Genomic DNA, 12,415 nt, shown 5'->3' with positions numbered 1-12,415 from the left:
ACAGCGTTCCTAAGTTCTTAAATAGCCTTTTCCTCTCACACTGGAAAGGAAAAAGTTAAGGGCTAATGCCAATGCTAATAACACCATACCGAGGGCGACGCCTTGAGCGAATGCGCCTTTGTGGCTTTCCATAGCGATAGCTGTTGGGATGTTTCTTGTCATCCCCATAATGTTGCCACCGACCATCATTGAACAACCAACCTCAGTGACAATACGAGAGAAGGCAGCGATAGTTGCCGCTAAAAGAGGGAAGCGCGTTTCCCAAATTAACGTACACGCCACACGAGTCGTTGATACGCCAAGCGTGCGCGCCGTTTCAACCGCTCGGCGGTCACTGGCTTGGAGAGCGCCATGCATCATCGCAACTAGGATAGGGAAACAGATCACCATTTGACCTAGAATCATCGCCTTTTGGGTGAACAGCAATTGCCAATCACCTAACGGGCCAGAGCGAGAAAGCATCATGTACATCAACAAACCGATAACCACAGTAGGGATCGCTTGCAGGGTGTTGATCACTGAAAGCAGAGCCCATTTCCCGGGGAACTCGGTATAAGCCAATAAGAAAGCCATAAGGATTGCAGGAACAATCACCAATGAGATGGCGGACAAAGATACGCTGAAGGATACCGCGACGATTTTCCACAATTCGTGGTCAAAGCTCACAAGTAGATTCATTGCATCAATCGTTGTTTGCCATAGGGTCATGAAGTATCTCGTGTAAATCGATAATAGGTTTTATCGGTAATGACTGATGTTAATCATAGCTGACCCAAACTATTTGAGTGTGTATTGGTCAGCTATTGTTTCTTTAAATGCTTCAGTTAACTGGTTAGTTAAGCGTAGTGCTAATTGGAATTAGTACTTACAACAAACCATTCTCAGCTTGTTATAAACGAATCTACGCTGACGAAAAACTACTCTGCGCTCGCTACAAACAGCTGTTTGCCATGCAGTTTAAAGTCGTTAATCAGTTTCTGACCTTTAGGGTTCACCAACCAATCACTGAATACTTTCGCTGCTTGGTAGTTAATGCTTGGGTAGCGCTCTGGGTTAACAAGGATTACTTGGTAAGGGTTGAATAGGTTCTTGTCACCTTGGAAAAGGATTTTAAGATCCAGTTTGTTTTGGTAAGCCAACCATGTGCCACGGTCTGTCATGGTGTAGCCTTGCATTTCAGACGCCATGTTCAGAGTAGGGCCCATGCCTTGACCAACACTGCGGTAGCCACCAAAGTTTGGTTCCATTTTGGTCTGTGCCCAAATGCCCATCTCTTTCTTGTGCGTGCCTGAATCGTCACCACGAGACACAAACGTCGCGTTGTTGGTTGCGATTGCTTTGAACACATCAGTCACTGCTTTTTGAGATTCAATCTTCGCTGGATCGCTTTGAGGACCAACAATGACAAAGTCGTTGTACATCAGCTTGCGAGGTAGAACCCCATAACCTTGCTCAACAAAATTCGCTTCAGCCTTTGGGGCGTGAGTCATCACTAGATCTACATCGCCATTCTCACCCATGCGAAGTGATTTACCTGTACCCGCCGCTAGAACATCAACTTTGATACCAGAATCTTTTTCGAACTCAGGTAATAAGTAGTCAAGTAGACCAGAGTGATAGGTACTTGTGGTTGTTGCCAATTTGATATGGATGGTGTCTTCCGCGCTGCTAGCCGTATAACTGACGATAGATAGAGCTGCAATAGTTAGGGGAATTGCTTTCATTATTATTATGTCCATTCTGTTATAAATGAATGACATGCCTTCAGTTTTAAAGGGCTCAAAAAAGGGCATGTGCATAAGACGCTAATTGTTGTAATTAGAAATCTACACCTTATAAGCAATCTTAATGCCAATAAATCATGCATCAGATCTCATTAAATTGCTGTTATTTCGGACAAAACTGCGTCATTTAGCCCTCTAAAATGAATCAAAACATGAGCTAGGACAAAATGTCGCACATTGTCCCTGTTGCACAAAAGGTTAATTGGTACACTCTGTCCCAACTTTCCCCACCGGCTAATCATTATGTCTTTACCTAGTTCATCTGCACCCAACCTCAACCCGAACACATTGACTCAATATCAAGCGTTTTCCGTCTTGGTTGTGGATGATGAAATGGGTATGCAGGCTATTTTAAAGAAAGCACTGGGTAAGTTCTTTGGCAAGGTATCGAGTGCGGGGTCGGTTGAAGAAGCCGAAATACTGCGTTCGAGCGAGCATTTTGATCTCATTGTTCTTGATATCAATCTGCCAGGTCGGTCTGGTATTGAGTGGGAAGAGGCGTTTAACGACAACGACAAACGTGCCGATGTGATTTTCATGACAGGTTATGCTGATTTAGAGATGACGATATCTGCGCTTAAGCTTGGTGCTTCAGATTTTATTCTTAAGCCATTCAACCTCGAACAAATGATACAAGCGGTTCTGCGTTGTATGGACAAGCGCCTTGACCAAAGAATGCAGTACGCGTTGAAGCGTGATGTGAGTCGTCATATCAAGACCGAATTGATCGGCAATTCAGACAAGACCAAACAGCTTAAATTGCTGATCAGTCAATTTGCACCGTCTCGAGCGTCCGTTTTGATAGAAGGTGAGTCGGGTACCGGCAAAGAGCTGGTTGCTCGTGGTGTACATGAAGCCAGTAAACGCACAGGTCCTTTTGTGCCAATCAACTGTGGTGCGATTGCTCCAGAGCTTCTAGAAAGTGAACTGTTTGGACATACATCAGGCGCATTTACCGGCGCGAAGAAAAACCGTGAAGGTCTTTTCCGAGTCGCAAGTGGTGGCACCTTGTTCCTTGATGAAATTGGTGAAATGCCACTGCCAATGCAAGCAGCGCTGTTACGTGTGTTAGAGCAACGTACTATTCGTCCAGTTGGCAGTGAGAAAGAGATCGCTGTCGATGTACGTGTCGTCGCAGCAACAAACCGAAATCTTCAAGAAGAGGTCGATAAAGGGCACTTCCGCCGCGATCTGTTCTACCGACTCAATGTACTTAAGATTGATGTGGTGCCATTGAGAGAGCGCCCGTCAGACCTGATTGAACTTGTTCCATACTTTACTCGTCTTTTATCGAGCGAGCTTGGCATGCCAGTTCCAAATTGGGCACATGAAGATATCTTGGCGTTGAACGAATACGAATGGCCGGGAAATATTCGTGAACTTAAAAACTTAGTCGAACGATGCATTCTTTTAGACAAGCCACCAGCACACTATTGGCGCGAGATTAATGGTGATCCTGTTCCCGCTAGCATTTCAGTGACGGTGTCACATGGTGCGGAAATGCCAAACTTGAATAATGCAGACGCTGCCGAGGGTTATCCAAACACTTGGACACTCAAAGAAGTAGAAAAATCTCATATAGAACAGCTGGTTAGTTTTCATGATGGCAATAAATCGGCAGCTGCAAGAGATCTTGGCGTCGCACGTAAAACGCTAGAGCGTAAGTACAAAGATTGGAACACAGAAGGCTCTGAATATGCCGATTAGACGTCGTTGGTGGTCAAAGTGGGCGTTCCGATTCAAAACCATGGTTCGCTACCGATTATTATTCCTAACATCAGCTCCGATCATTCTGACCTTGTGCGCGCTTGTGGCTATCACACTGTATTGGTCAATACATTACACGTGGCAGGGCGCTCTGATTGATGTTGATGAACGCTTGGATGTTGCCGATAACAGTATTCACCTGATCCAAAATCAGCAAGCATACAACGTTCGTGCGTTTGCCGAGTCTTATAACTTTCGAACCAAACTTGCGAGTGATCTTTCACACGAAGAGCTAACTCGCTGGGTGTCTGAGAACAAATCTCGCTATGAGCTCGATTTTCTGCGCTGGCGCAGTGTCGAGAGCATGGAAAAGAAACTCGAATATCTAAACTTAACTCACAAGCCTTCATTTTTCAGTGTCTTAAGCCGTAATGAACTCAATTATCTCGATCGTGACGTCGCTAAAAAAGCGGAAGTTCCGATGCTCAACGGGCAAGAGGTCGAGACTCGCGGATTGGTAAGCCGAACCGTTGTATCCATCAAAGATGAACATGATCATGTGATTGGTTTTCTCGATGGTGGGATCTTACTGAATAACAGTACTCAACTTGTTGACCAAATCAGTAACCTTATCTATCCACAACGAGAAGGTTTTAATCGTCATATAGGAACGGTCACGGTTTTCCTTGATGATCTTCGTGTTAGCACCAACGTGCCTTTGAGCAGTAAAGACAGTGTAGGGCGCGCCATTGGTACACGTGTTTCTCACGAGGTTCACTCGAAAGTCTTGAATGAAGGTAAAGAGTGGCTAGATCGAGCGTATGTTTACGATGCTTGGTACATCACAGCTTACCAACCAATCCATGACCAGTTTAATAATGTGATTGGTATGCTTTACACCGGTTATTTGATTTGGCCGCTGATAGAAACGTACTTAACCAACCTTGGCGAAATTAGCATTACCATTGTGTTGCTTCTGTTGGCATCCGGTTTGATCGTTCACCGTGGCGCACGTGATCTTTTCAACCCAATCGAACGCATTCATAAAGTGGTGAAGCTAGTACAGATGGGGCAAGACAAGCGAATTGGTACGCTAGGTTTGGATGATCAACACGAACTGACACTGCTCGCTAAACAGTTCGATAAGATGTTGGATCTACTGCACGAGCGTAATCAAGAGATTCAACAAGCGGCGTCTGAACTAGAGTGCAAAGTGCATTCTCGTACCGCGAGTTTGAAAGAGAAAACTGAAGAACTTGAACTGCACATCAAGCTTCTCAATCAAGCCAGAGATAAGCTGGTGGTCAATGAAAAACTGGCCGCGTTAGGTGAATTAACGGCAGGTATTGCTCATGAGATCAATAACCCAACCGCCGTGATTCTTGGCAACGTTGAACTGATGAAGTTTGAACTGGGCGATGAAGTGAGCCGTGTAGATGAGGAAGTCCACGCGATCATGGAGCAGATTGACCGAATTCGAAATATCACACGAAGCCTGCTTCAATACAGCCGTCACGGCGGCGTACAAGACGAAATTACGTGGCAACATATCAACCCAATAGTGGATGAAAGTATTACGCTCGTAAAAACAGGTGCGAAGAAGAAAGGCATTGTGTACGTATCGCAGCTGAACGCTAAAACCTCAGTCGAGGTCAATCGAAACCAATTGCTACAGATTCTGGTTAACCTACAAATGAACGCGATTCATGCAATGGACGGTCAGGGCACGTTAACCATTTCGAGTGAAGACTGGGTTGAAAATGGTGTGTCTCATGGCGCTATCGTTCATGTTCAAGATGAAGGCTGCGGTATTAAGGAAGAACAACTGAAACGTATCTTCTCGCCTTTCTATACCACCAAACGAGATGGCACGGGCTTAGGGTTGTCAGTATCTCAGAGTATCTTGAGCCAAACTGGCGGCGAGATCCGAGTTGAATCTGAGGTAGGTAAGGGAAGTTGCTTTAGTATCTATCTTCAACAGAAAGCGACACCTCAATTGCTTGTATCAAACCTATAAGTTCTAAGAACTCATTCACTGATATTATCATCTGATAATATTTCTAACGCGCTTGGGCTATTACACGAACGTTTTAGCCCAAGCACGAAAATTCCGCACTACTAATCTATCGCAAACCAAATCTCAACTCGCTGCAAATGAGGTACTCCAAGCCTCACAATCGCTCGCAGAAGACAGTCAGAAAATGGCGAACACTACAGAACACCTTACTGAGCAATTGAAATACTTTAAGGTTTAGCATCAATAGGACTATTAGCTTAAAGATAAAAAGCTCATAAAAAACACCTCCGCACTTGCGATAAGTTCGGAGGTGTTTTTATTTATGGCTAGTCATTTGCTATAAGCAACAAACGTCTAAAGCATCAAGCCTAATGCGCCGCTACTGAAATTTTCGGTGGGTTGATGTTGTGCTTCTTAAACTCTTTCATCACACGCAAAGTAATGTCGGTTTCAAACAGCTTCTCATACGCAGTATCCACAACGTAAGCCTTACAAGTTAGCTGTATTGCTAGGTAGTTATCGGTAATCGTCTGTTTAACCAAAACCGTTACAGGTTTCGGCAAGTGGATATAACGACTTGAAGACGCCGCTTCTTGAATCAGATCGCGGGCTAGGGTGATGTCTTCATCCATACCAACGTAAAACGGAATCACCACCTGCATGTCCAACGCACCGTAGTTACCACTGGTGGTCACTTCATTTAAGAACTTGTTGTTCGGAATGGTAATGATGTCATCGTTCAGGGTTCTCATTCGCACTGAACGCAAACCAATGGTAATGATATCACCGTAGTTGCCTTCGAACGTGACGCGGTCACCAACTTGAAAGGGTCTATCAATCATTACCGTGATGCCCGCGATAAATGATGCTGCCAAGTCTTTAAGCGCAAAGCCGACCGACACGGCGAGGGTACCACCAATCAAAGCCAGTATTTGGTCGTTGATTCTAAAGCTCATCATGAACACGATAAGACCGGTGCTCACGTAGATAAAGAACTGAGTAAACGACTGCAGTTTTTGTAGCAACATTCGATATTGCACGAATTGGCTACCAAAACTGGTCACCATTGAGTTGATGAACTTGAGCAGTAACCACATCGCAGCAATAACGATCATGGAGAAGAACACGCCGCTCCATCGCACTAGACTCGCTATCTTTGAGATGTTTTCTACATTGGCTAACTCTTCCGTCGCAAAGATCGGGAAACTGACAGCACTTGCCAAGCCAACAAATAGTAGGATAAATAACTTCTTCATTTTACTTCACCAGTAGATGTTGACGGTCGAGAACGTTAGTAATGTGGCGGAACCAGTGCTCGGAAATTCGAGCCTTTTCTTCATGCCAACCAATATAACCACGGCTTTCAAAGTAACGCAGAATGCCGGTTATCTCAGCCGTGCTTAGCTGCGTACAATCAGACAAGACTTCCGGAGACGCGATTTCCAACTGCACGATAGAACGAAGCACAGCCAGCATAGGTTTTGGCATGTTTTCTAGTTCTTGTGCTTCTGGAACATGGAACAAGCGCACCACGGCTTGATCGGTATCTTTGTTTCGATTCAATGAGAGTCGGAAGAAGCGCAACGCAACGGTAGGGTTACCATCAGAGTAATGCCACAAGATTCGGTAGAAGCCTTGGCGTGCGCGATCTTCCTCGCTCATGTCATCTTGGTCCCACTGTTTAGGCACCACCAAACCATCAAACGATAACGGCTTCTCAAGCTCCGTATTAATACGGCTATTTAGAAGCTCACCGACTTGTTTCTCTGTCCAACGCGGAAGGAAACACACCAAGTCAAACAGCAAACGTTCGCCACGCGCTCGATCGACAAACCGCCAGCTTGATTTGGCGATCGATATCACGACACGGTGGTTCTTTTTAGAACGACGCAGTAGATTGGTTAAACGTATCAGATCAGACAAGCCGCCAACCATTGGCTTAACTAGACGTTGTGCATTATCGATCGCAATCAAGTACGTGGTCTTGCTTTTACGAAGGTGAGCCAAGATCTGAATCTCAGTCGCTTTCTCTTCCAAGCCGATGCTCACCGCTAGATGCGCTAACAGCTCTTGATAACCAGCGTAAGGGCAACTTACGTAGACAGGTTCAGCGTTAGAGACTTTGTGCAGCAGGGTATAAAGCAGCGTTGTTGCGCCCACACCACGTTCACCTGAAACAATACAGATAGCAGGGCTGTCTGACATCAAGTAGCGAGACAGTTGCTTAACCTCATCACCGGCGTAATCAATCAGCGTGCTGTCGATATTACCCGGAAGAATGTATTCATAGGTTTGATCGCCTTTGATTCGAACCAAGTTTTGCTGATTCTTGTCAAGGTCAGACTGCTTAGCCACTTCAATTCTAAACAGGTACGCCAAAGCTTGGCTAAACAGTGTGTAATTAGACAGTAAGGCCATGATGCGGTGTTGGAAGTTGTAAACACTCAACCATACGATGCCAATGGCCGTCGCCAATATATTAAGTAAGAAGGTATCCTTGCGGTTTACTGCCCAGTTCACCCATACCGGACGATCAGAGATGTGTTGCAGCGTATCGAAGACTTTCGCACGCCATAATCTAAGCACTGAAATGGTAACCAGTACAAACCAGAAAAATAGGGCGCTGTAGATCCAGCTATAGATAGTGCCTTTGCCTAGCGTGATACTCGATATTTGCAAAGTCACACCCGCAACAATGAAGCTCCAAACATAACGGCGAATGGTCGATAGGCGCAGCGCAATCACTTCTTGATTAGATGTGCGGCCCAAACGATACGCAAATTCCAAAATAAAGCTGATAGCAATCGAACCACCTAGAATCCACCAAGTGAAGATCTCAAGGAAAATCAGGTGTTGCAGGCTAGGGATGCTGGAGAGCACTCTTAGAGAAAGCGTAATCGCAATTAACCAAGCAATCGCACGATCAGCGCGGCTGATGTACCAGATCACACGTACTAAAAATGGAGGGTTCGTTTTCGCTTCAAGAAAATTAATTCTGAACAACTCAATCAAACGAGTGCTATTGGCAAGCCACCACGCTAAACCAAAATAGATAAACAACACTTTTAACGATGCACCAATCACAGGCACTGGCGAAATAAAGATGTCTTTAACGAGCGCTTTAAAGCTACGAATTTGGAAGTAAACAAGATACTCAATGTTGAGCTTGGTTAATTCCCACTCTTGCTTAAATTGAGTTACGCCGTAGGGGCCAAAACCCGTTAGGCGCTCTTTATTAGCGGAATTCGTCTGCTCTAACAGGTGTTGCTTGCTCACATTCAAGCTATTCAAAGTGACGTAACTGGTTTGAACGGCAAACCATTGATCGGCGTCGTTGTTCGCTCTGTAGGCTTTTATCTGTTGCTCGAAGGTTTTGATTTCCTGCTTTTGAACTTGTAGCACTTCAGCGAGCAATATATTGACTTGGCGTCTGTCCGACGGCTCCATAAAGAGGGGGTCGGGTAACGAATCAATTCGATCATCGAGATCAACAGCAGAATCGGATACCTGCGGCTGAGATTGTAAGTCATATTCCAAGTTGGCATGACTAGGCCAAGAGAGAATGGCCAAAGTGAGGATTAAGAAGCGCGATAGTGAACGCATAAAAGTCTCTTAGAATTATGAGGTTAGGATTACTATAGTTAGATAATCTGACTTTGTGAAATCCAACCCCGTGTCGGGGGCGAGTACTTTATTCCTGTTTCGAGCGATTTTGTCATGAAATTGTCAGGGATTAGGCTAGTATTTGAGCATCTTTGTTATGTCTGCTGTTGCGTTGATCGGGTTGGCTTTTACTGTGACCAATCAGCATACGATATATTCAATGGTTGGCACGATTTAGGACGTTATATACCGCCCATTATGGGGCGCTGTTCGATATTTTGTTTTTCCTTAAAATCGACGGCTTATCGGCGATAAATAGAAAATCAAAAATGTGAGTCAGCTCAAACTATGATTTGGCTAGGTTATCACTCACTTAATGGCCAGTAATTGCAATCAATACTTGCAGTTAAAGCCCTGAACAAGTAACGTTGCGGCGTTTTTCACATTAAAAAGGTAATGGCATTGATCTCCACAGCAAATATCACCCAACAATTCGGCGCTAAGCCACTTTTCGAAAATATTTCAGTTAAGTTCGGCGAAGGCAACCGCTACGGTTTAATCGGCGCGAATGGCTGTGGTAAATCGACGTTCATGAAGATCCTATCTGGTGAACTTGAGCCAAGTGCTGGTAACGTAAGCTACGATCCAAACGAGCGCGTTGCTAAGCTAAACCAAGACCAATTTGCTTACGAAGAATTCACGGTAATCGACACGGTTATCATGGGTCACAAAGAGCTTTGGGCTATTAAGCAAGAGCGTGACCGCATTTACTCTTTGCCAGAAATGAGCGAAGAAGACGGCATGAAAGTGGCTGACCTTGAAGTTCAGTTCGCTGAAATGGACGGTTACATGGCAGAAGCTAAAGCGGGTGAGCTTCTTCTTGCGGTAGGTATTGAAGAATCAATGCACTTCGGCCTTATGAGCGAAGTAGCACCGGGTTGGAAACTTCGTGTTCTATTGTCTCAAGTACTGTTTGCAGACCCGCATATCATGCTTCTTGACGAACCAACGAACAACCTGGATATGGACACCATCAAGTGGTTGGAAGATACGCTAAACCAACGTAACTGCACAATGATCATCATTTCGCACGACCGTCACTTCCTAAACTCTGTTTGTACACACATGGCTGACCTTGATTACGGCGAACTTCGTCTATTCCCAGGTAACTACGATGAGTACATGACGGCTGCGACTCAAGCTCGTGAGCGTCTACTGTCTGACAACGCTAAGAAGAAAGCGCAAATTGCTGAACTTCAAACGTTCGTATCTCGTTTCTCTGCTAACGCATCGAAAGCGAAGCAAGCAACGTCTCGTGCTAAGCAGATCGATAAGATCCAACTAGACGAAGTTAAAGCGTCTAGCCGTCAAAACCCATTCATCCGTTTCGAACAGTCTAAAGAGCTATTCCGTAACGCACTTGTGGTTGAAAACCTATCTCAAGGTTTTGAAGAAGACCTATACAACAAGTTCGACGGTATTTTCGAAGTAGGTGAGCGTGTTGCTATCATCGGTGAGAACGGTGTGGGTAAAACAACACTACTTAACACACTAGCTGGCGCTCTTGAGCCTCGCACTGGTGAGTACAAGTGGTCTGAAAACTCAAACATCGGTTACTACGCTCAAGATCACGCACATGACTTCGAACAAGACATGAACCTGTTTGATTGGATGAGCCAATGGCGTCAAGAAGGCGAAGACGAGCAAGTTGTTCGTGGCTTCCTAGGTCGTATGCTATTTGGTCAAGACGACATTAAGAAATCTGTAAAGGTTATCTCTGGTGGTGAGCAAGGTCGTATGCTTCTTGGTAAGATCATGATGCATAAACCAAACATCCTGCTAATGGATGAGCCAACAAACCACATGGATATGGAATCTATCGAAGCGCTTAACTTGGCTCTTGAGAACTACAAAGGCACATTGTTCTTCGTATCTCACGACCGTGTATTCGTAGACTCGCTTGCAACTCGTATCCTTGAAATCAAAGATGGCAAGATCAACGATTTCCGCGGTACTTACGCTGAGTTCTTGAAAGCACGCGGCTAAGCTTTAAGTTAGCCTTAGTTTTCAACTCTATGCGTTGGAAATTAAGCTATAAATTGAAAATTAAAAACGCCGTCATACTAAAAAGCATGACGGCGTTTTTGTATCTAGCTAAGTTTCTATGTATTTATCCTTGATGGGTCACTAACTATTTACATCAGAACTTTACAATTAGAAGCGGTTAGTGAATCACCAATCAAACCTACGCTTTTTTCCGACTGCTGATTATTCACCTTTCACATCAAAGTCAATCTTGTCTGCACCCGTGAACACTTGGAAGCGTAAACCTTTAGCGCGAGCAATCGTAGTGATGCCGAACTTCTGCGCTAAATCTAAGCCCATTTGTGTAACGCCAGAGCGTGACAGTAGAACAGGGATTCCCATCTGCGCAACCTTAATCACCATCTCAGACGTTAAACGGCCTGTGGTGTAGAAGATCTTATCTTCACCTGTCTCTTTGTTAAGCCACATCTCACCAGCCAATGTATCAACGGCATTGTGTCGGCCAACATCTTCAACAAACGATAGAACCTTGTCGTCTTTGCAAACAGCACAGCCATGAACCGCACCCGCTTTCTTGTAGGTGTCGTTATAATGAGTCAGCGCTTCTAGAGCCGTATAGATTTCAGATTGCTTAATCTTGGTTTGAGGCACTTGGTAATCTTCCAATTGCTTCATCACGTTGCCATACATGGTACCTTGGCCACAGCCAGAGGTAACTGTCTTCTTCTTAAGCGCTTGCTCAAGTTGGCTCGTATCTTCTTTGGTGATAACCGCTGCTGAGCTGGTTTCCCAGTCGATGATGATTGATTCAACGGCTTCTGGATCAGAAAGGAAGCTTTGGTTTTTCAAATAACCCAAGACTAATGCTTCCGGGCGTGAACCCAATGTCATTAGAGTTACGATCTCTTTCCAGTTCAACATAACGGTAAGAGGGCGCTCGCACGCAATTTGTTTCGTTAGCTTTTCGCCATATTCATCAAACACTTCAACTTCGATGGTCTGAAGTGGGTTTTCACTGGTTTTTATTATGTTTGGTTTTACCACAGTCACGTCCTACTTAATGAGATAGCGATTATAAGGGATAAGAAGTTAGGCAAGAGTCATCATACGACTCTTTAGAATACATGCGTTCTCTGTCACTTAGTCAGTCTTAGCTTTAACTCAAGCATTTAGCAATTCTCATTCCAAAATAGCGGCTATTCGAGAAAACATGAAGCATTCGATTAAAATAGCGCAAAATATGAGAGTTCACCGAGAC

At 44.7% G+C, this 12,415-nt stretch carries 8 protein-coding genes; 3 read left to right on the top strand and 5 right to left on the bottom strand.

Annotation, left to right across the window (positions count from 1 at the left end; genetic code table 11):
- Positions 1–9 precede the first annotated feature (9 nt).
- Both AB4558_RS05210 and AB4558_RS05205 read right to left on the bottom strand, forming a co-directional pair.
- Complete coding sequence (locus tag AB4558_RS05210) at positions 10–708, bottom strand: ABC transporter permease (protein WP_017067174.1); 699 nt, start codon at positions 706–708, stop codon at positions 10–12.
- Between the two features lie 209 nt (positions 709–917).
- Positions 918–1,724: a substrate-binding domain-containing protein gene (locus tag AB4558_RS05205; RefSeq protein ID WP_372158244.1), complete on the bottom strand. Its 807-nt coding sequence runs from the start codon at positions 1,722–1,724 to the stop codon at positions 918–920.
- A gap of 303 nt (positions 1,725–2,027) precedes the next feature.
- Here AB4558_RS05205 and AB4558_RS05200 point away from each other — a divergent pair, with 303 nt between their 5' ends.
- A complete protein-coding gene (locus AB4558_RS05200; RefSeq protein WP_372150165.1) occupies positions 2,028–3,491 on the top strand; it encodes a sigma-54-dependent transcriptional regulator in 1,464 nt (487 codons plus the stop codon).
- Complete coding sequence (locus tag AB4558_RS05195) at positions 3,481–5,508, top strand: cache domain-containing protein (RefSeq protein ID WP_372158241.1); 2,028 nt, start codon at positions 3,481–3,483, stop codon at positions 5,506–5,508. Before AB4558_RS05200 ends, AB4558_RS05195 begins: the two co-directional genes overlap by 11 nt.
- Positions 5,509–5,876: 368 nt before the next feature.
- Here the strand turns inward: AB4558_RS05195 and AB4558_RS05190 are convergent, their stop codons facing one another.
- Together AB4558_RS05190 and AB4558_RS05185 are read right to left on the bottom strand one after the other, a co-directional pair.
- The gene (locus AB4558_RS05190; RefSeq protein ID WP_017059614.1) at positions 5,877–6,764 is read right to left on the bottom strand and encodes a mechanosensitive ion channel family protein; all 888 of its coding nucleotides are present in this window, start codon (positions 6,762–6,764) and stop codon (positions 5,877–5,879) included.
- A 1-nt stretch (position 6,765) separates the two neighbouring features.
- The gene (locus AB4558_RS05185; RefSeq protein WP_017068188.1) at positions 6,766–9,111 is read right to left on the bottom strand and encodes an ATP-binding protein; all 2,346 of its coding nucleotides are present in this window, start codon (positions 9,109–9,111) and stop codon (positions 6,766–6,768) included.
- 462 nt (positions 9,112–9,573) lie between these two features.
- Here AB4558_RS05185 and AB4558_RS05180 point away from each other — a divergent pair, with 462 nt between their 5' ends.
- A complete protein-coding gene (locus tag AB4558_RS05180; protein WP_050650342.1) occupies positions 9,574–11,157 on the top strand; it encodes an ABC-F family ATPase in 1,584 nt (527 codons plus the stop codon).
- Between the two features lie 222 nt (positions 11,158–11,379).
- On the opposite strand, the gene AB4558_RS05175 is transcribed toward AB4558_RS05180, so the two are convergent.
- Positions 11,380–12,201 carry a formate dehydrogenase accessory sulfurtransferase FdhD gene (locus tag AB4558_RS05175; RefSeq protein WP_017068189.1) on the bottom strand — a complete coding sequence of 274 codons (822 nt, stop codon included), beginning with the start codon at positions 12,199–12,201 and terminating at the stop codon, positions 11,380–11,382.
- Positions 12,202–12,415 lie beyond the last annotated feature (214 nt).

Source organism: Vibrio sp. 10N.222.51.C5, from assembly GCF_041474575.1.
Classification (GTDB): Bacteria; Pseudomonadota; Gammaproteobacteria; order Enterobacterales; family Vibrionaceae; genus Vibrio; species Vibrio crassostreae_C.
The sequence above is the reverse complement of the archived record's forward strand: the minus strand, read 5'-3'. Positions and strand labels throughout refer to the sequence as shown.